At 51.1% G+C, this 20,236-nt stretch carries 14 protein-coding genes; 4 read left to right on the forward strand and 10 right to left on the reverse strand.

The window, feature by feature from the left end:
• Position 1: 1 nt before the first annotated feature.
• A complete protein-coding gene (locus C3D30_RS09130) occupies positions 2 to 733 on the forward strand; it encodes an ABC transporter permease (protein ID WP_105286778.1) in 732 nt (243 codons plus the stop codon).
• Here the strand turns inward: C3D30_RS09130 and C3D30_RS09135 are convergent.
• Together C3D30_RS09135 and mlrA are read right to left on the reverse strand one after the other, a co-directional pair.
• Complete coding sequence (locus tag C3D30_RS09135; protein WP_001216965.1) at positions 714 to 821, reverse strand: protein YohO; 108 nt, start codon at positions 819 to 821, stop codon at positions 714 to 716. The two genes, C3D30_RS09130 and C3D30_RS09135, sit on opposite strands and share 20 nt — an antisense overlap.
• Before the next feature lie 59 nt (positions 822 to 880).
• Complete coding sequence (gene mlrA, locus C3D30_RS09140; protein ID WP_001240390.1) at positions 881 to 1,612, reverse strand: HTH-type transcriptional regulator MlrA; 732 nt, start codon at positions 1,610 to 1,612, stop codon at positions 881 to 883.
• Between the two features lie 221 nt (positions 1,613 to 1,833).
• Between mlrA and btsS the strand changes: the two genes are divergently transcribed.
• From btsS to C3D30_RS09155, 3 genes are read left to right on the forward strand one after another with little or no spacing between them, the layout of a single operon-like run.
• Positions 1,834 to 3,519, forward strand: a complete 1,686-nt coding sequence (btsS, locus tag C3D30_RS09145) for a two-component regulatory system sensor histidine kinase BtsS (protein WP_105286779.1) — start codon at positions 1,834 to 1,836, stop codon at positions 3,517 to 3,519.
• Complete coding sequence (gene btsR, locus C3D30_RS09150; protein ID WP_010348973.1) at positions 3,516 to 4,235, forward strand: two-component system response regulator BtsR; 720 nt, start codon at positions 3,516 to 3,518, stop codon at positions 4,233 to 4,235. The genes btsS and btsR overlap by 4 nt, the downstream gene beginning before the upstream one ends.
• 46 nt (positions 4,236 to 4,281) lie before the next feature.
• A complete protein-coding gene (locus C3D30_RS09155) occupies positions 4,282 to 4,752 on the forward strand; it encodes a YehS family protein (RefSeq protein WP_105286780.1) in 471 nt (156 codons plus the stop codon).
• A gap of 42 nt (positions 4,753 to 4,794) precedes the next feature.
• On the opposite strand, the gene C3D30_RS09160 is transcribed toward C3D30_RS09155, so the two are convergent.
• The 8 genes from C3D30_RS09160 to C3D30_RS09195 form a co-directional block, all read right to left on the reverse strand.
• Complete coding sequence (locus C3D30_RS09160; RefSeq protein ID WP_010354037.1) at positions 4,795 to 5,256, reverse strand: YehR family lipoprotein; 462 nt, start codon at positions 5,254 to 5,256, stop codon at positions 4,795 to 4,797.
• 106 nt (positions 5,257 to 5,362) lie between these two features.
• Positions 5,363 to 7,381, reverse strand: coding sequence for a zinc finger protein YehQ (gene yehQ, locus C3D30_RS09165; RefSeq protein ID WP_105286781.1), 2,019 nt, complete (start codon positions 7,379 to 7,381; stop codon positions 5,363 to 5,365).
• Positions 7,378 to 8,514: a VWA domain-containing protein gene (locus tag C3D30_RS09170; protein WP_105284999.1), complete on the reverse strand. Its 1,137-nt coding sequence runs from the start codon at positions 8,512 to 8,514 to the stop codon at positions 7,378 to 7,380. The genes yehQ and C3D30_RS09170 overlap by 4 nt, the downstream gene beginning before the upstream one ends.
• On the reverse strand, positions 8,507 to 10,786 hold the full coding sequence (locus tag C3D30_RS09175; RefSeq protein ID WP_105286782.1) for a DUF5682 family protein: 2,280 nt from the start codon (positions 10,784 to 10,786) through the stop codon (positions 8,507 to 8,509). Before C3D30_RS09175 ends, C3D30_RS09170 begins: the two co-directional genes overlap by 8 nt.
• A 10-nt stretch (positions 10,787 to 10,796) precedes the next feature.
• Positions 10,797 to 11,885, reverse strand: coding sequence for an ATP-binding protein (locus tag C3D30_RS09180; RefSeq protein ID WP_105286783.1), 1,089 nt, complete (start codon positions 11,883 to 11,885; stop codon positions 10,797 to 10,799).
• Positions 11,886 to 12,459: 574 nt separating this feature from the next.
• A complete protein-coding gene (locus C3D30_RS09185) occupies positions 12,460 to 12,780 on the reverse strand; it encodes a hypothetical protein (RefSeq protein ID WP_105285001.1) in 321 nt (106 codons plus the stop codon).
• 52 nt (positions 12,781 to 12,832) lie between these two features.
• Complete coding sequence (gene yehI, locus C3D30_RS09190; protein WP_105286784.1) at positions 12,833 to 16,465, reverse strand: DUF4132 domain-containing protein YehI; 3,633 nt, start codon at positions 16,463 to 16,465, stop codon at positions 12,833 to 12,835.
• A gap of 9 nt (positions 16,466 to 16,474) precedes the next feature.
• Entirely contained in the window at positions 16,475 to 20,236 is a 3,762-nt protein-coding gene (locus C3D30_RS09195; RefSeq protein WP_105286785.1) for a DUF4132 domain-containing protein, read from the reverse strand.

Below are 20,236 nucleotides of genomic sequence, written 5' to 3' on the forward strand. Positions count from 1 at the left end.
TATGAAAATAATGCGCGATCCGCTGTTCTGGCTCATTGCTCTGTTTGTGGGACTAATTTTTGGGCTACCCTATAGCCAGCCACTGTTTGGTGCTTTATTTCCGCAATTACCTCGGCCTGTTTATCAGCAGGAAAGCTTTGTTGCCCTGGCGTTGGCTCATTTCTGGCTGGTGGGGATCTCAAGTTTGTTTGCCGTGATCATTGGTACTGGTGCGGGAATTGCTGTCACTCGCCCGTGGGGCGCGGAGTTCCGCCCGATGGTAGAAACCATTGCCGCCGTTGGGCAGACTTTTCCGCCCGTAGCTGTGCTGGCGATTGCTGTTCCGGTGATGGGGTTTGGTCAGCAACCGGCGATTATTGCCTTGATCCTTTACGGCGTGCTACCGATCTTACAGGCAACACTTGCCGGACTGGGAGCGATTGATGCCAGCGTGACAGACGTTGCCAAAGGGATGGGAATGAGCCGGGGTCAGCGATTACGTAAAGTGGAGTTACCGTTGGCAGCGCCAGTGATTCTGGCCGGCGTGCGGACTTCAGTAATTATCAACATTGGTACGGCGACCATTGCCTCAACAGTAGGAGCCAGCACGCTGGGAACGCCCATCATCATCGGACTTAGCGGATTTAACACTGCTTATGTGATTCAGGGGGCGTTGCTGGTGGCACTGGCGGCGATCATCGTAGACCGCCTGTTTGAACGACTGGTGCAGCGACTCAGCCAGCACGCAGAATAAAGGTATAACCTGCGAGCATGACGCCACCGATACCGCCTAACGCCATCAACAGGAACAGGGTGATAACCCCAATTTTCGCTATGCGCATAATGCACTCCTTATGTTAACGAAAGGATTGTACAGTAAAGCGCATTTGTTAACGAATCATTAAATGCCGAGTGGGAAAATATCATGGCCTTGTTCCTGCCAGCTGGTGAGTTGCTGCTGCTGGGCGGGAGACTGGTTTTCACCGCACCACACTAATAGCGTGCGGCCTTCAAACAGTTCCGGGCGTAGTTGATTGAGCGAGTGGGCGAGGACATCAATGCGCCATCCTTGTTGACTGGCAATCCATCCTTCCAGCCACAGACGCGTGGTATCCTGAATATTCCAGCCAACCACCAGCGCATCTTTGCCCTGTTTTTTACGTGCTGAGGCCAGACAAATGGCGATGTAGTTGATCAGTACACCGTCGAGGATCGCCAGTAACGCCTGGAGAGTTGGTTGCTGACACTGAAGACGTCGGCGCAGAGGAATGAACAGATGTGTGGTGAGCGTCTGGGCGGGGTAATCCTGACCACGCTCTTTGATCCACATTCGCAGACTTTGTAGATTGCCACTTTGCAGGTAATTAAGCAGAGTTTCTTGCTGATCGCGCCAGCCGTTTTGCACATCAACATTCTCATTACTGAGTAGCATTTTAACTTTGCTGACCTGCACGCCGTTATCGATCCAGCGTTTGATCTCGCGGATCCGGTCGATATCGGCATCGTTGAACAGGCGATGTCCGCCGTCTGTGCGCTGCGGTTTCAATAATCCGTAACGCCTCTGCCACGCGCGTAACGTGACAGGATTGATATCACAAAGCAACGCCACTTCACCAATTGTGTAAAGCGCCATCCTACCACCCATGCTCGCGAGGTCCCGGTTTAACTTTAGACGCAGATTTGCGAACCAGGTAGTTTTGTCCGTTTTTAGTTCATCGTTAGGGTGATTTTATTTTTGCCAGGCGATTTTGAGTGATCGTACTCACGAATTCTCATTTTTCTGCAAGAGTTCAAAGAAAGTTAAACGCAGGCAATGTATGTTACGCGTTTTAAAGGGAAGTGTGGTTTGCGGGTATGTACGATTTTAATCTGGTGTTGCTGCTGCTTCAGCAGATGTGCGTTTTTTTAGTCATTGCATGGTTAATGAGTAAAACACCATTATTCATACCGTTAATGCAGGTCACGGTTCGTCTGCCGCATAAATTTCTCTGCTACATCGTCTTTTCTATCTTCTGCATCATGGGCACCTGGTTCGGGTTGCATATCGACGATTCGATTGCTAATACGCGGGCGATTGGCGCGGTGATGGGAGGCTTACTCGGCGGCCCGGTGGTGGGCGGTCTGGTTGGTCTGACCGGCGGGTTACATCGATACTCAATGGGGGGGATGACCGCGCTAAGTTGCATGATCTCGACTATCGTCGAAGGATTGCTCGGCGGCCTGGTACACAGCATCCTGATCCGACGCGGGCGCACTGATAAAGTCTTTAACCCCATTACCGCAGGTGCCGTCACGTTCGTTGCTGAAATGGTGCAAATGTTGATCATCCTGGCGATCGCCCGACCTTATGAAGATGCGGTGCGTCTGGTGAGTAATATTGCTGCGCCAATGATGGTCACCAATACCGTCGGCGCGGCGCTGTTTATGCGTATATTGCTTGATAAACGCGCGATGTTTGAAAAATACACTTCGGCTTTTTCCGCTACCGCGTTGAAAGTCGCAGCCTCGACGGAAGGCATTTTGCGCCAGGGCTTTAACGAAGTGAACAGCATGAAAGTGGCACAGGTGCTATATCAGGAACTGGATATTGGTGCTGTAGCCATTACCGATCGCGAGAAATTGCTGGCCTTTACCGGGATCGGTGACGACCATCATTTGCCAGGCAAACCGATTTCCTCGACCTACACCTTAAAAGCGATTGAAACCGGCGAAGTGGTCTACGCCGATGGCAACGAAGTGCCTTACCGTTGCTCTTTGCATCCGCAATGCAAACTGGGTTCGACGCTGGTGATTCCATTGCGTGGCGAAAATCAGCGGGTGATGGGCACCATCAAATTGTATGAAGCGAAAAACCGTTTGTTCAGCTCAATTAACCGCACGCTGGGGGAGGGGATTGCGCAATTGCTTTCGGCACAGATCCTCGCCGGGCAATATGAGCGGCAAAAAGCCATGCTCACCCAGTCAGAAATTAAACTGCTTCACGCCCAGGTGAATCCCCATTTCCTGTTCAATGCGCTTAACACCATTAAAGCTGTTATCCGCCGCGACAGCGAACAGGCCAGCCAGTTGGTGCAGTATCTTTCCACTTTTTTCCGCAAAAACTTAAAGCGGCCTTCAGAGTTTGTTACTCTCGCCGACGAGATTGAACATGTGAATGCTTATCTGCAAATTGAAAAGGCGCGCTTCCAGTCGCGATTGCAGGTCAACATTTCTATTCCAGATGAATTATCCCGGCAGCAGTTGCCCGCGTTTACCCTGCAACCAATAGTGGAAAACGCTATTAAACATGGAACATCACAACTCCTGGATACAGGGCGAGTGGCAATTAGCGCAAGGCGTGAAGGGCAACATTTAATGCTGGAGATCGAAGACAATGCCGGTTTGTATCAACCAGCAACCAATACCAGCGGGCTGGGGATGAATCTGGTGGATAAGCGTTTACGTGAGCGTTTTGGCGATGACTATGGGATAAGCGTCGCCTGTGAGCCTGATAGTTACACCCGAATAACGTTACGACTGCCATGGAGGGACGAGGCATGATTAAAGTCTTAATTGTCGATGATGAACCGTTAGCACGGGAGAACCTGCGCGTATTTTTGCAAGAACAGAGCGATATTGAAATTGTCGGCGAGTGCTCAAACGCCGTGGAAGGGATCGGCGCGGTGCATAAACTGCGCCCGGACGTGCTGTTTCTCGACATCCAGATGCCGCGCATCAGCGGTCTGGAAATGGTGGGGATGCTCGACCCGGAACATCGTCCGTATATCGTTTTTCTCACCGCGTTTGACGAATACGCCATTAAAGCCTTTGAAGAACATGCCTTTGATTATCTCCTGAAGCCAATTGATGAAGCGCGACTGGCGAAAACGCTGGCGCGTTTGCGTCAGGAGCGGAGCAAGCAGGATGTTTCGCTGTTACCGGAAAATCAGCAGGCGCTGAAATTTATTCCTTGTACGGGGCATAGTCGGATTTATTTGCTGCAAATGAAAGATGTGGCGTTTGTCAGCAGTCGGATGAGCGGTGTTTATGTCACCAGTCACGAAGGGAAAGAAGGTTTTACCGAACTGACTTTGCGCACCCTGGAGAGTCGTACACCGCTACTACGTTGTCATCGTCAGTATCTGGTTAACCTCGCGCATTTGCAGGAGATTCGCCTGGAAGATAATGGCCAGGCCGAGTTAATTTTACGTAATGGCTTAACCGTGCCGGTCAGCCGCCGTTATCTGAAAAGCTTAAAAGAGGCGATTGGTCTTTAAAAGACTGCTAAAATGGCTTTTTGCCTCATCAACACCTGAAGGCCTCATGCTAAGTAACGATATTCTGCGCAGCGTGCGCTACATTTTAAAAGCCAATAATAACGACCTGGTGCGCATTCTGGCGCTGGGCAATGTCGAAGCCACTGCCGAACAGATTGCCATCTGGTTACGTAAAGAAGACGAAGAAGGTTTTCAACGTTGTCCGGACATTATTTTGTCCTCATTCCTGAATGGCCTGATTTACGAAAAACGCGGCAGGGATGAGTCTGCACCGGTACTGGAACCGGAACGTCGTATTAATAACAATATTGTGCTGAAAAAATTGCGCATCGCGTTTTCACTGAAAACCGATGACATTCTGGCGATCCTCACCGAACAGCAGTTTCGCGTTTCTATGCCGGAAATTACTGCGATGATGCGTGCACCGGAGCATAAAAACTTCCGCGAATGCGGCGATCAATTCTTGCGTTATTTTCTGCGTGGACTGGCTGCGCGCCAGCATGTGAAGAAAAACTAAGACAGGTCTGGAGGCCATGCAGAGAGCATGGCCTCCGGCAGATTATTTCACTTCTTTAAAGCCAGCGGCTTTCATCACCAGTTCCATTTGCGCCATAGTGATGCCTTTTTTGGCATCGTCAGCAGAAATGTTAATGCCGGAAATACCCTGCAGGGCTTTAAAATCAACTTTTTCCATATCGATAGTCACGTTTTCCTGCGCGTAAGTATCAGTAAAGGTTAGTTTTTCTTCAACGCCAGTAATGTTTTTATATTTTGCACTTAACGGCTCAAGCTTTTTAGCCGCCTCTTCTTTGTTAGCTGCACCGATGGTTGCAAACTGAATTTTGGTTTCTGAAGATTGCTTAAGCACCTTGTCGCCTTTGTAGACATAGGTAATGGCAATTTCAGTACCGTTCAGATTGGCACTAAATTTCTTTGATTCTTCTTTATCACCACAGCCAGCGAGAGAGAAAACCAGAACAGATGCAACAACGAGGGAAAACAGTTTGTTGAAAGCCTTCATGTAAAACTCCATTTTATCAAGATCAGAAAACTGGTGACTCTCACCAGGGCGCTATAGAATATTCTTTATACCTCGTCTTGAGCAGTCCGGAAATGGAGTAGATCTCTTAATAAAAAGCATTTTTTCCTCCTTGTTGCTCAAGCATCAGCAACAACTGTTCGCAGAGTAAAACACAGTTATTCAATACTTCTGCCAGTGTCTCGCCTTCCGAATTGCGCAATTGCTTCAACATATGCGCCAGCCGATAAAAACCGATTACGGTGAGTTCGTTCGCCAGCAAATCAGCCTGACTAATGGCGCTCTGTTGCTGATAGCGCCAGCCGTTATGGAGTAGCTGAATAAGCAACGCCTGGCAGCGCATCAGCACCTGATGAGCGGTGGACGGTACAGGAAGAACGCTGGCGGAAGGTAGCGGTGCCACAGGCGCAGTTTCTGCATCCAGCGCCCAGGCGCGAGTTTGCGTCATCATCACCTGTGGCTCCAGCGTCAATTGCCCCTCAACAAAACTGACAAAACCAGAAACCAGACACACAGGATCATCCTGCTGTTGTAAAAGGGACGCCATACGTTCAACTGCAAAAGGCGCACTGGTTGAAGCTGGCAGTGATAACGTCAGCACATTATCTTCGCCTTCGCCACTGATTACCTGCGCATCCAGCCTCTGGCGGCTGCTATCCCAGCCAAGAGAAAGACATTCCGCCACCGGCAGAATAAATAAATTATCCACCTGGTTAAGAGGTCGTATGCAGGCTGGTGGACGCTGGCATAGGTATTCCCGCAGAGCCACAATGCCTGGCTGGCGTAACGGTGCTCCCAGCATTTGCCAGGCATCAGGTGACAGTGGCACAACGCTACTTAAGCGGTTGCGCGTACCTAATAACAGTTCTCCTTCGGCGCTCCGACGTGCAGCTTGTGAAACAATTTGCCCACCCGCCAGCGCGGCAGCCTGAAAGGTAAACAGCCGACGCGTAGCTGCTGGCGCCTTTTCTTGTTCACTTCTCGACCAACTGCGTGACAGATGCAAAATACTGCCAGTGTCGGGGTCGCTAAACCAGATCCGTAAACCATACTGTTGGAAGTCCTGCCAGCAACGCATACCTAACGATACCAGCCGCAGATGATCAAGCTTTGCTTCTCCGGCAATGCCTGCACCAACGACCGTGCGCCAGGGCATGGGCGGGACTTCACTAACACCGTCGCGTCGCGCCATCTCTTGTGCACAGTTCAATCGACTGTTTAATGCCGCAAGCTGATGTAAGCATTCTCCGGCATGATAGTGACTGGCGCGGGCGTGGGAGGCATCAATACTGGCGCGCAGTTGCCGTAGCGATTCACTCACCCATCGCCAGTTGCAGCGTTCCGCCGCTTGCTGTGCGCGGCTGAATGCTGCCTCGTAGTGGAGTAACGGCTGGCTGATGCCGCCCAGCCATAATGCCTGGCTTAATTGTTGGACATATTGACGACATGCTTTGCCTTCGTCGCTGGCAAATGGATCGTCGTTCGAGGCGACGTGTTCGCTGCGCATCTGCCAGATTAAATGGGTAAATTCTGCCTGCTGCGTTTTGGCCTGGGCAAATGCCTGCACTGCCAGTACTACGTGTTCGCACAGCGTTCCTTCAATGCAATCACAACGGGCGAAACGAATGCTGCTGCGGGAATAAAAACGCACATCGCTCATCGGTAAGCGGGCAGAGGGAATTTCGCCTGGCGCGCAGAACAGTTCAATGGTGATACCTTTGGCGACCAGGGATTGAGCGCGTTTGTGCGTGGCAGTGGGCAGGGTAGTCAGTTCTTCCAGCCAGATTGCCGGATTCCATTCCTCTTCTTTTTCCGTGGGCTGAGAGGTAGCACAAAGTCGCTGATAACTTAACACCAGCATCACGCGATGGCGGCACATACCGATAGCTCCGCAGCTACACTGAGCCTCCTTCAGCGCCTGACCGCCTGCCAGTTGGCTGCGTGTACCGTCACTAAATGTGGCGATCAGCGTGCCGTTTTCATGGCTGATTTGCGGGATATTGCCATTTTCCAGCTCCTTAAGGCTGCGCTTAACAAAACCAGCATTGCTTAACGCCGTCAGGGCTTGTGGCGTCAGTTCTAATAATTCCGGGTGTAGTGCATTCATGACTGAAGATTCTCCGCCAGCCATGACGCCAGTTCGCCCGGCGTCATGGCAGCAATTTGTGCACCGACATTAACCAGCGCCTGGGCCATATCACGGTCATAACAGGGCGTTGCTGTGCTATCGAGCGCCGCCAGTCCCAGCACTTTGATGCCGCTTTGAACACATTGTTTCACCTGGTGGATGAGTGATGATGATGCTCCTCCCTCATAAAAATCGCTCACCAGAATAATTACACTTTTACCCGGCTGTTCAATAAGTTGACGGGCATATTCCATCGCACTGGCGATGTGCGTTCCGCCGCCTAACTGTACTTTCATTAATAACTCCACCGGATCGGCAACGTCTGCCGTGAGATCGACCACGCTGGTGTCAAAAGCGACCAGATGTGTGCGGATACCGGGTAGTTGCCATAGACAGGCCGCCATCACTGCCGAGTGGATCACCGAATCCACCATTGATCCACTTTGATCAACCAGTAAAACCAGTTGCCATTGTTCGCTATGGCGCTTAATTCGGCTGTTAAAGCGGGGCGATTCGATATACAACTTGCCGTGTTGCGGATGCCAGTGTTGCAGGTTGGCGCGCAGAGTACTTTTGAAATCGAAATTACGCGCCAGGGGAATGTGCGAGCGGCGGCGGCGGTCACGTACACCAGAAAAAGCCTGACGAACTTCCTTCGCCAGTCGCGCCATAATTTCTTCCACCACCTGGCGCACTATCCGGCGAGCGGCGGCCAGCACGTCCGGATTCATCAAATGTTTAGTGTGCAAAACGGCGCGTAACAGGCTTTCAGAGGGCTGCATACGTTCCAGCACCTCAAGATTTGTCACCACATCTTCAATGCCGTAGCGCAGCACCGCGTCACTTTCCAGCCGCTCAATGACCTGCTGCGGAAAGAGCGTATGAATACTATTGATCCATTCTGGCGTGGTGAGATTTGAGCTACCTAATCCACCGGATCGTTCACCACGCTGGATACGTTCGGGATCGCGCCCATACAGCCACTCCAGCGCATGGTCTATCTGCCGGGCATTGCCATCCAGAGCACCAAGGGTAGTTTCTGCCGCTTCGCCAAGAATCAATCGCCAGCGTTGTAGCTCACGGGTAGTCAGAAGATCGTTCAGTTCAGACATGGAATACTCCCCAGTGTTGCAGCGATGCCAGTGCCTGCTGTTCGAGTTGTTGATGATGTGCAATAGCTTGCGGTGGGCAATGCAACGGCATTTGCAGCGCCGAAACAGGAAGTTGCGCCAGTTGATAATGTTCAAGCACCTGATGCGCCAGCGTCCCGCGTTCTCGTGGTGGTAGCCAGGCCATCGCCGCGCGCAAATCGGGCAGGGCGTTAATAAAATCGGCGTCACTCAGTTGATTTAAATGACGGCTGAAACCGGCGATAAATGCAGGCTGACAGGCCAGTTGATGACGGGCCAGCGCCAGCAAACCGTGCAGAGCTTCGCCTGACTGTGCCGGAGACAATTGCGTTAGCATCGTCAGCGCCGCTTCGGCACTGGCGTTGGAATGTTCCAGACGCATCAGTGCGCCAAGAGCCGCGCCGCGATCCAGCGCCGTTGCATGAGTGCTCTGGCTGCGGCGTTCCAGTAATGCCAGAGCGGCGGAAAGCGAAACGCCTGACAGTTGAATGCCGCTATGAAGATCGCGCAGGATATGACACAACGCTCGCCAGCTATGTAAATGGGTGTGAAATTCTTTTTCGTCCGGTCTGCCGTTGGATTCACATAGCCATAGCGTGCGATCGATGGCCGCACATAACGTTGTTTGTAATATCTGTGAGCCTTGCATACCGCTGATTTCATCCAGCCGCCACAAGGCGTAAAGCACCTCCAGCGCCTGGCCCATCTCAGCAAACTGATTTTCCTGGGCGATGAGCAACGCGAGCTGTTCCAGTAACAGCTCACTAAAGTTCGCCAGACCGGCCAATGCTGCCTGACTCAGACATGCAGTGATGCTGCTAATTCCTCCTGCATCCAGCATGTCTGCTTCTAATTTGTTACGTGCAGCTTCCTGAAGTGTGGCGCCAAAGCAGGCTGCTTCAATCAATGCGGCATGTTGGCTAAGTGGTTGAGTTAATTTCCACTGTTCTTCGCCGTTACCCGCAAGCGTCAGTGTACTTCCGTGTTGACGTGTGATGCCGGGGAGTTCGAGGATTGCCAGCCGATGCAGCACTTGACTTTGTGCCAGGCCGCCGGGGGTAAAGCGATTCAACGCCAGGTCGGATGGTAGGGTGATTTCGGTACGTTCCAGTTCGGACGTTACATCTTTTGGTAGAGGAGGCAGAGGCGTGGAAGGGGCAAGTTTGCCAAATCCATCCCCTGCCAGGACATCAATCAGCGTCAGCAAAATGGGATCGGTATCCGGGTGAATGACTCCGCGATAGCTCCACGGTAGCGGCGCGTTTAATGCTTCTTTGATAAGCGAGCCCGCTAATGCATCCAGCCAGTCAGTACGTAGCGGCAGAGTATGACCGCGCAGTTGTGCCAGAGCCATCGAATGCAGATGGGCGGCAGCCATATCGGCGGTGGAGGCTGGTAAGTGGTGCTGACGTAAACGGGTTAGAATCGTTTTAAGTAACAGCTCTCCGGCGCGTTGCAAACCAAATTTCCAGCACCAGTTTTGCCAGACCGGAGCTGGCATTCCTGAAAGGTATCCCGCCAGCACATCAAGGCGTTTTTCACTGTATGGTGTGAGATAACAACCAGTAACAGCTTCTGGCAGCGATGGTAATTCTGGTTTTTGACTTTCCTGCAAGCATTCGCGCCATCTTTTTGCCAGCGCCGGGGCGTGCCAGCCGCCGCAGACGACTAACACATTGCCATTGTTTTGCCGCATAGCCCATGCAATCCAGCGAGCCATAAAGGTTTCACGCTGGCAGTTGAGAGCATCAGCAGGGGTTTCTCCCCGTAGTTGTTCAAAATAGTGAGCCAGTGATGATGGCAGCACAGCTTGCTGGCTTTCATCTTCGAACAGGTGATCCCACAGCGTGTCGCTGTTATCCATGCGGGTAGCGCGTAACAGTAAGGCCAGACCGCCATCAGCCGCAGCCGATTCATCGTCATCTTCTTCACTTTGCGCCCAGCAAGGCAAATCGATAAAGTACGTTTGCGCCTGAATGCGACGCGCAGCGTGCAATGCCTGCCACTCCGGGGAAAATTCGGCAAACGGGGTCCAGGCACCGCGCCCCGTGGCCTTACTGTCCTGATATTGAGAATAACTGTATATGGCAACAGGAAGCTGGTGGGCTAAAAACAATTCATCTACCCGGTCATTAAAATCGGCTGGACCTTCAATCAACACGTATCGTGGTTGCTTACTTTCGATTAGCGATTTCACCAGCCGGGCACAGGCCGGGCTATGATGCCGGATGCCGACAATTAACGGCTCGCTCATACAACTTCCCTCACGGCAGACGGTGGCGAGCTTGATAATAAGCCTGCCAGTGAGCTTCTTTATACGTGGCAACACGCTGTTCAAAGTAACGGCGCAGCCGAGCGCGATCTTCTTCGTTATCTTTGACGATGGTGCCAGCAATACAGTCCACCAGATCGGCAGGCTCTCCCGCGCGATTCGCTAAAAACCAGGCGCGGACCCCCACGGCGTGTGCCACGTTAACGGCTTCAGCGGTAGACATAATGGCCGTCAGGGTATCCATTGACGTTTTCTTTTCGCCGTTGGCACGCAGATCGCGGAAGGTACGCACCAGTAATTCCAGTACCGCGTCAGGTACTTTGTGCGGAATGCCACTATGAGCCAGCAAACGCGCCGAAGCACTGGCGACCAGTTCCAGTTCCTGGGCGAAATCCATAATCGGAAAGACGGTTTCAAAATCGAAGCGACGCTTTAGCGCCGCGCTCATTTCATTGACGCCGCGATCGCGGGTATTGGCGGTGGCAATAATGTTAAAGCCTGCACGGGCGTAGAGTTGACTTGCTTCACCGGTAAGTTCCGGAACCGTCATTACTCGATCAGAAAGCATACCTAACAGACAGTCTTGTACTTCCAGCGGTGTACGCGTTATCTCTTCAAAACGGACGATTTTGCCATCACGCATCCCCTGGTAGAGCGGAGCCGGGACAAGAGCTTCTGTTGACGGACCATGGTTGATTAGCAGAGCGTAGTTCCAGCCGTACTTGATTTGGTCTTCGGTGGTTGATGCGCCGCCCTGAATGGTTAAACCAGCATCGCCGCTAATGGCTGTTGCGAGCAATTCAGAAAGGAGAGATTTTGCCGTACCCGGCTCCCCAACCAGTATTAAACCGCGCCCGGTGGCAAGAGTCACTAACATGCGTTCGATAGCAGAAGGGCTGATTACGACTTTACGGCTGATGTTTTGCGCCTCATCGCCAAGAATAAAAGCACGGGCTGCAGGCAAACTTAACTGCCAGCCGGGAGGGCAGGGCGCGCGATCATTTTGTTTTAATTTTGCCAGTTCATCGGCATATAACACAGCGGCAGGTGGACGCTGCAGATGATTATTCTGCGGTGACATATATTCATCCCTGAAATGTATTAATAAAATAAACGATATTCTACGCGCAATAAATGTTTGGCGCATTAACTGTTTGAGTGGAAAATATCTGGAAAGTAGATCACGGGAAATAAAAAAACCTGCTGGTGAGGCAGGTTTTTTTATTTACGACTTTCAGGCTCTGAACCGCAGCCTGTGCAACATCGTGTTCCAACGAACGAATTATAACCATCCCCAGACCCTATTGCAATTCACTCAACGAGATTTATAATCCCGAACATTGGAACGCAAAACCGGAACGGACCAATTTCAAGTCCTGGCTGCCGGACGGATGGTGCTGCAGGCGGTGCCCTGATCCGGAGTGCAATATCGTGTTCCAACATACGTAAACCGGCATCGACAGGCAGCGTAAGGGTAAGGTGCTGGTGTTGCGCTCCTTAATAAGGAGAGCGAATGGACACGCTGACACGAAAGTTAACCGTGCTCATTGCTGTACTGGAGCTGTTAGTGGCTCTGTTACGGTTGATTGATTTGTTGAAGTAATTAGCAAATTGAAACGCATCTAAGGGGGAATACCTCTTCCCCCTTTAATGAATTATAATTCTATTTGTTGACTGAATATATTATGTAGTTCACGATTAAAAATTGCTATTACAGTTTCTGGTGATTCACCTCGTAATATTCTCTCATCAATAAATTCATCTCTTATATAAATCAAAGCATCATTTATTAGCGGGTCGCTATCATCTCGATCAAATTGATTAAATGTTGGATGCAACCGGAAGCGTTCCAGTCGGTAGACCGTTCCAGTAAATAATTGGGCATATTTATGTATTTCAAGTCGGAAGGAAAAGGGTTCTTCAGGATCAATGACCTGATAGTCGTAAATAGAGACCAGTTCACTTTGCACGATCATGGATTTTCTCAGTTGTCAGACAGCGGGCAGTTTTGTTACTACCCGCAGTGCGTTAGTGAAAAATGATGTCCGGCGTACTTAAGGCTTCACTCAAATCAAATACATCGAGTTCGGCAAAAGTGACAGATTGATTGTCACGATACACTTTAAGAGAACTGAAACTCATCAACGCCTTGCTATCAACATTGTAGTGGTGAAAACCGGGTGAAAACTTAAGCACCAGACGATACTCACCTAAGCCATAGACAAATTCGTCTTCATACCCTGATGCCCAGCCCTTGTAACGCATCCCCATCAGTTGCCCAACGGTGGCTGACTTCCCCTGCCAGCGGTTCAGGCTATTGTTTGCTGCTTCATCTGGCGTGAGAAGTACCGTGCGTCGTGCCAGTTGATGAAATGGCGGAATAATCTCGTAATCGGCAAAAAGTTGTTCAAATTCACCACGCATTTCTGTTGGCATTTCTAACGGGTGCGCAATGCCAATCAGGCAATCTGGAGGTAGATCAATAACATCGTCCTGTGCATTACAGAATTCCCCTTCTGCCGCCACGCGAAATGCATTAAGTAAACGACGTGGTTCATTTGCCGGATAAATGCCCCATATCAGTCGCTGGGCAACCAGTCGGGTAAAAGGATGTTTAACAAACAGAGAGTAAAAATCTGCCAGCGACCAGCGTCGGGCGGTGCGCAGTGCCGATTCCAGACGCGGCAGTAGATCTTTGCTGATTTGAGTAGCGTCTTTTCTCAATCCTTTCAGGCGAGCCAGTGCTTCAGGCGCTTTACGTTGATCGTCATCGGCTCGCAGCCGGGGAACACTTTTCTGGCGCACGTTTTGCTGATCGTAGATAACCGGGGTGAGGTTTTCATCGAAACGAACGCTAAACTGTCGTGAACCAAAATCGAAGATAAGCGCCTGTGGATCATCAAGGCCCAGTGTTGGGACTAATCTGTCCGCTAACTCTTCCTGGCTTAGTCCGCGATTTTCTGCGACCACCTGAAGAAATTCCGCCGCGTTATCACGTAAGGGGCGCGATTTCGCTCGTTGCGAGATATGGTGCAGTTGTATTAGCGCCATATCATTATTCATCAGGGTAAGTATATTCAGGCCACTGACAGCCCGGGCAGATTTGCCTTCCTGCGGCCAGGCGAGGATCTGCGTTGTCAGATCCCGTGCCGTGCTTTCATCGCCAAAGAGACTTAACGCCAGAAATGCCCAGTTGTCTTTTGCGGGGGCGCCAGCTTGTTGCCAGGCGGTAAACAGATCCCAGGCAAAAGCGGCCAGCGTTTGCGCCTGGCAGAACGTTTTCAATTGTTCCAGTCCGCTATAAAAACGCCCACCCTGGGTAAAGCGCAGCATTTCGCCAATAATTTCCAGAGCATCATCGGTAACAGGCTGATTATTATTGATAAGCCGTGGCTTGTGCCACATTGTCGGATGCCAGAAATCAGGGGCTTTCGGAATGCGCGGCGGGTAAATTTCTAGTGGGTTCTGTATAAGCAATTGCTCCAGGGCAGGCCACACATCAGCACGCTGCCAGCGGTTCGCCACGGTTTGCAATAATTCGCCATGTCCCTGTTCATACAGTAAACGCAGGGCAAGTAATGCGGCTTCGCGGTTGTCGCCGGGCTTAGTAAAGACGAGAGGAATAAGTGCGGTAGCCGTATGTTCTGCCCATTGTAAAATCCACAGGCGTGCCAGATCACGCTGAGTGGCAAAACGGTGCCAGACGCGAGCAACGGGCAGCGCCAGTTCGGTTGTGCCGAAATTTAAAGTTAACGGAAATGTTTCTTTCGGACGATGTGAAAAAGCCAGCAACAAACCGGGTAATGCATCCAAACCGAGGATGCTGAGAAAATAGTCTTCACCCGCGAACAGATGTTTTTTCTCATTGATACGCAGCCAGAAAGCCACTGCCATCTCACGCGGAAGCTGTGCCAATAAATACAGATTCCAGACACTCTTTTCAGGACGATAACGCGAGTAGCTGTCATTTTCCCAGGTGTTAATTAACGCTTCAACGTCGCCGTTACGAAGCGCCTGTTCTGCTGATTTTGCTTCCGGAGAATGCCAGCCATTGTTGATTTCCTCGACTCTGCCCTGGTAGTAATGCCACTGAACCACTAATGATTTGCGCGCCGCATCCAGTTTGCCGGGCAGTATATAATTTCGGAACAGCCATACATCATCCCCAAAACCTAGCTCCTGTAGTACAACGCGACCACTTTTTCTTTCCATGCGTTCCGCAAAAGATCCCGTGCTGAAATAACGGGCAGACTCTGTGGCGGCAAGCCTCTCTCGTTCGCCTGGTTGCCAGCGGGCTTTGGGAGCTAATTTGCGAGGCGCTAAATCAAGGCGCAGCAATGCCGTTTTTTTCTTACCTCGCCACGGTGGAGAAACAAGTATTTCTGGCAGGTCGTTGCTATGAGTACTCTCGAAAGCAGGTTTCGGCGGTGCCGATAAATAACTATTCAGCACGGCCTGGGCTTGAGCACTTAACCATGGACTTACGTCTTCTGCCAGTTGTGGCTGCGATGCCATCAACGTTTGTAACAGCGTGCGCCAGTATTCATCACGTGCTTTTTGCTGTGCAGGCAGTTTTTTGTCTTCAATGACTGGATAACCAGGACGAGCAGGTGGTTCTTTTAACGCCAGCAGTTCAGCCAGTGCGGTGAGTGTCGAATGGGGGAAATTTTTACTGTATTTAGCAACACGTTGCAGGCTGGGTTTGTTTTTATCAGCCACCAGTAACAAGATGCGGATGACCAGCGGGTGGTTTATTTGTACCAGCAGACTGCCGCAGTCGTCTTTATGAGCATACATTGCCAGACGTGGCACGGCAGCTAACCCTTGTTCGCGTAAAAGGGCGGCACAGGCAGCGTAACCGAAGTGGTTTTCATGCGACATGTAGCTGGCTTCGCGATCGCTAAATACGTCCAGGCTCCAGTATCGTTCGAGTTTTTTTACCGCCGTATTATCAGTAGCAACGACCTTTAACCACTCCTTTGAGTGAAAACTTGTTGATGGGCTTTCAAGGCTGGCAAGCTCATTCGCTATATCTGGTTTTTCCGGAAGCATCAGCGCAATAAAAGGGCGGCGAACTGTGGGGATCTCTGGCAGTGCAGCAATGAGTTTGTCGGCGCAACGCTGCCAGCAGTTTTCCTCCGCCAGTGAAAGATGTTTACGCAGACGAAAATCGAAATTGCTATAAGTCTCTGAGCGATAGCCATAGCCTGTATCTTCGTTAGGTGTCATTAAACACACAGTTGATGGATCAGCATGATAATTCAGTGCAATGAACTGACGCGCTATCACCACATCCGTTGCATATTCCAGCCCATATTTTTGCACGATTTCATCAAGTAACTGCTGGCTATCATTTTTCTCGATACAGATCAGAGCCGCCATTGTAAAGGCTGGGATTGACGGTTTATGCTCGCCAGTCAAATTAATTGCCTGCTGGATGGCGGACTGCCACTCCAGTGAACATTTATCATAATGCCAGGTGATATTTTTCTTCTTGCCTGCTTGTTGTAGTAATTCATCTCCCAATGTCTGGATGAGACTTTCAGTGATAACGGGCACTGGTTCGCCCGGCCAGCGACGATGACTGAGCGGCGTTTTGCCTTTTTTAAATTTCAGTTCCAGTTGCGCGTCGTCCGCCAGCCACGGTAATTCCTTGCTCATGTTCTTCCCTTATTCAAATAGAGCTTCAATGTCATTAATTAACTCGCTGGCGGTGATGTCATCGAGCACGGAGAACTGGGCTTCCTGTGTTGCGTTATTCCTCCAGCCATAGCTTTCTGCTTTGCCATCCCATAGCCACAGTTTGCTTAAGAGTTGCTCGGCGCTGAGTTCGGCTGGTGACATGCCTACCGCAAAACCTTCATCGATTTCCATGATTAACGACCAGCGACCAAGAGGTTTGATCATCCAGCCGATCCAGCCTGCATCCTGCGGTTCGCCACGCAACCAGCCTTTATTTGCCAGCCCCATGACCCGACCGCTCGCGCATTTTCTGCCTGCCCAGCGGGTGAGTTCGCTGGCGTTGCGTTCGGTTTCTGTCAGGGCGTAACTGTTACGGTCAAGCTGGCGAAACGGCGGTAACAGTTCGTAGTCGGCAAAAAGCTGACCAAAAGCGGCGGCATCAGTTGGCGATATTTCCAGAATGTGAGGAATACCAATAGAGATATCGCCTTCTGGCAGAGTGAAGAGATCATCGTTAGCGGTGCTGTAGCTGTTATCTTCCGCAACGCGAAAGCAAGCCAGTAGCTGGTTGTCGGTGCTATAAACGCCCCAAATCAGGCGGCGGGTTAAATGGCGTACCAGTAGGTGCTCAACCAGAAAGAGCCGGAAGTTTTCCTCTGACCAGCGACGGCGCAGGCACATGGCGGATTCCAGCCTTGCCACCTGTTGGACGGCAACGGTACGGGCATCTTTTTTCAGCAGTTTAAAGCGATTAACGGCATCGGCAGCGAGCGTTTCATCATCACTTTTGTTCGGTTTTGGAAGGTCTTTCAGACGACTACCGGAGGCATCGCGTACAAATGGTTTTAAGGCCTCATCAAAGCTGACGGTGAACTGGCGTGGGCCGAAATCCAGCAGCAGCGAACCGTTATCATCCAGACCGAGATCCGGTGCTAACCGGTCTTCAAGTTCCGCGACCGTGAGTTCGCGGCTTTCGGCAATGTTGGCAATCTTTTCTTTTGCCCGCTCCTGCAATGCTTTGAATTTCAGTTTCTGGGCGATACCGTTAAGTTGCATCAGAGCAATATCGCTGCCGATAGCGGCGAGAATATCCAGTCCGACGGTGGCGCGTTTATGCTGGGATTCGCCAGGCCATGCGCGGATAAGCGGCGTCAGTCTGCGGGCGGTGTCATCGTTGCCGAGAACACCTAGCGCACTGAACGCCCAACTATCTTTCGATGGCGCGCCAGCCGTCTGCCAGGCGATAAATAGATCCCAGGCAAATTCAGCCAGTGAGTCTGAGGTACAGACATCTTTCACCTGTAATAATCCCGGATAAAGTGCCTCTTCCTGAGGGAAGCGGAGCATTTCGCCGAGGTGGAGGAGGGCGTTATCTGGTAGTGATTGGGCGTTTGCTTTTAATACCGGGCGCGTCCAGAGCGATGGCTGATAAAAGGTCGGAAGAGTAGGGATTTTTGTCGGGTGATTATCCAGCGGATCGAGAGCCAGCAGGGCGTTGATGGCGGCTGTTACTTCCGGTTGGTTATAACGCAGGGCGACTTGTTCCAGTAATGGCTGATGACCATTTTCAGTCAACATACGCAAGGCGGCGCGGGCATTATCCTGGGCTTCACCGGCTTTGCCGAGCGCCGTTGGCAGCAGGCCGGTTATGGCATGTTCCGGGTATTTCAGAAGCCAGGTACGGGCGTCTTGTCGTAGGGTTTTGAGTTTGTTGAAGGCTCGGGCAATCAGCGGCGCTAATTCGATAGCCGCAAAATATTGTGCTACAGGCAACGCTTCCTGTGGATAGCGTGAAAAGGAGTGAATAAAACCCTGCAACCCGCTGAGTTGCAGGTGCGTCATGACATATTCGACGCCGACGTGTGGCTCTTTACTAAGGACATTCCACGCCTGCGCTGTTTTTTCGATAGGCAGTGCAGCTAACATGTAGAGCTGCCATTCCCGTTGATAGGAGTGCCAGAAGGTTTTAAATTCGCTGATCAGCGCGGAATAATCTCCCCGCAGCCAGACCTCTACAGCAACATCAGGCGCTTTCATATAGTGATCATTATTCCAGCGATTGAAACCCAGGCGCGTCAGGTAATTCTGAGTATCCTCTTTTTGTCCGATATCTATTTGATGTGCGTACCAGCGATGCCTTGCATGAATTTCTTTTTCTGCCGTCTCGGTCAATGTGCAGCGTGACTCCAACGCTAATGGCGCTAAGTCCAATACCGGCATTACAGATTTTTTCTTTTTCACCCGCCACGGGGGCGAGACTAATACGGCTGGCAGCATATCGTCGCAGGCATGGTTTGAGGGTTGTGTCAGCTGTTGCTGGCATGATTTCAGCACTGTAGCTGCTGGTGACGTTAGCCAGGGAATTACCCGTTCTGCTAATGCTGGTTGAGAGATAAGCATTGTCATCAGCATCATACGCCAGCTTTTTTCCTCTTTTTGCGCCAGCAATTCAGCTAATGCCGCCATAGCAGCATGTGGAAAGCGAGCGAAAGCCTTTGTCATCCGTTCGTGGCAACGCTTTCCTTGCTCGCTAGCATGGATAAGCGACGTAAGTGCCTGCGGGTGGTTGATATGCATCAACACTTCACCGCATGTGTCGCCGGAAGCATAAGGGGTGAAACGGGCTAGCGCAGCGACACGTTGTTCCTGAAGTACCGTCGCACACCAGATTTTACCGCAGTAATAATCATCAAATACCTGCCCTGGGTGCCCCGGATGGTATTTTTCCAGTTCCGTCAATACCTGCTCATCTGTGGCCACTAGTTTTAGCCATTCCAGCGCATATAACCCTTTTTGCCCGCAAAGACGTCTGGCAATTTCATGAGCTACTTCTGGTTTTTCTGGCAACAATAACGCAACTAGTGGCTGGTTCCAGGCAGGCATGTTTCCGAGTGCAGCAATCAGTTTGCCGGCGCAGCGTTGCCATACCTCGTCATTTGCTAGTGACAGATGCTTACGCAGGCGCATTTCAATTGCGGCGAACCGTGACAGATAATCAGGCTGCGTCTTAGCCGGGGTGACCGTAATAAGACTGGCGTCATAATTCCAGCTAAAACAGATGGATTGCCACGCAATGATCACTTCAGTAGCATATTCCAGACCACCTTCCTGGACAATTTGATCCAGTAACTCTTCGTGATCATTACGATTGAAACCTTGTTCCAGAGCAACCAATACCGCCAGAACTTGTGGCGGCAGCGTGGTATGAATGGGGGAGTCGATAAGGTCGACAGCCCGGGCTATTGCTTGCTGCCAGTCCGGTGAACAGGCGCTGTAATCAAAGGTGACCATCTTTTTAAAACGCCGATGAGTATTTGCGGCGACGGTGCGAAGTAGAGTTAATTTACCCTCTTGTGGCACAGGATTGCCTGGCCAGCGTCGATGACTTAGAGTTGTTGGGGCTACTTCTGTAGGCAGAATGATTTGGGCATCGTCTGCCAGCCAGGGAAGAGTAGCTCCAGCAGATGTTGGTTTGGCTTGTGGCAAAGGGGGGATTTCAGGGCTTTCAGTAACTTTGGCGAGGGCAGATGACGGTGTTATCACAATGTTCTCCGCCTCGTACCCCTTCTTCACCTTCTCCGCAATCAGCTTCAGCTCCGCCTTTTCCGCCGCCGCAGCGTCCGCAAAGTTTTTTACCTGGCTTTGCCCGGTGGTGCCGACCTTACCCCAACTGATATGCAACTCGTTTCCCTGCTGCTCCACCGCCCAGAATTTATGTGATTTTACGTCCTGATAAATATAGGTTTTCAT

Origin of the sequence: Escherichia sp. MOD1-EC5433, assembly GCF_002966005.1 — a bacterium.
GTDB classification, from domain to species: Bacteria; Pseudomonadota; Gammaproteobacteria; order Enterobacterales; family Enterobacteriaceae; genus Escherichia; species Escherichia ruysiae.

Bases quoted from the DNA above. Each gene is read 5' to 3' on its own strand.
- C3D30_RS09130 (WP_105286778.1), top strand. From the start codon at position 2: ATGAAAATAATGCGCGATCCGCTGTTCTGGCTCATTGCTCTGTTTGTG.
- C3D30_RS09135 (WP_001216965.1), bottom strand. From the start codon at position 821: ATGCGCATAGCGAAAATTGGGGTTATCACCCTGTTCCTGTTGATGGCG.
- mlrA (WP_001240390.1), bottom strand. From the start codon at position 1,612: ATGGCGCTTTACACAATTGGTGAAGTGGCGTTGCTTTGTGATATCAAT.
- btsS (WP_105286779.1), top strand. From the start codon at position 1,834: ATGTACGATTTTAATCTGGTGTTGCTGCTGCTTCAGCAGATGTGCGTT.
- btsR (WP_010348973.1), top strand. From the start codon at position 3,516: ATGATTAAAGTCTTAATTGTCGATGATGAACCGTTAGCACGGGAGAAC.
- C3D30_RS09155 (WP_105286780.1), top strand. From the start codon at position 4,282: ATGCTAAGTAACGATATTCTGCGCAGCGTGCGCTACATTTTAAAAGCC.
- C3D30_RS09160 (WP_010354037.1), bottom strand. From the start codon at position 5,256: ATGAAGGCTTTCAACAAACTGTTTTCCCTCGTTGTTGCATCTGTTCTG.
- yehQ (WP_105286781.1), bottom strand. From the start codon at position 7,381: ATGAATGCACTACACCCGGAATTATTAGAACTGACGCCACAAGCCCTG.
- C3D30_RS09170 (WP_105284999.1), bottom strand. From the start codon at position 8,514: ATGTCTGAACTGAACGATCTTCTGACTACCCGTGAGCTACAACGCTGG.
- C3D30_RS09175 (WP_105286782.1), bottom strand. From the start codon at position 10,786: ATGAGCGAGCCGTTAATTGTCGGCATCCGGCATCATAGCCCGGCCTGT.
- C3D30_RS09180 (WP_105286783.1), bottom strand. From the start codon at position 11,885: ATGTCACCGCAGAATAATCATCTGCAGCGTCCACCTGCCGCTGTGTTA.
- C3D30_RS09185 (WP_105285001.1), bottom strand. From the start codon at position 12,780: ATGATCGTGCAAAGTGAACTGGTCTCTATTTACGACTATCAGGTCATT.
- yehI (WP_105286784.1), bottom strand. From the start codon at position 16,465: ATGAGCAAGGAATTACCGTGGCTGGCGGACGACGCGCAACTGGAACTG.
- C3D30_RS09195 (WP_105286785.1), bottom strand. From the start codon at position 20,236: ATGAAAACCTATATTTATCAGGACGTAAAATCACATAAATTCTGGGCG.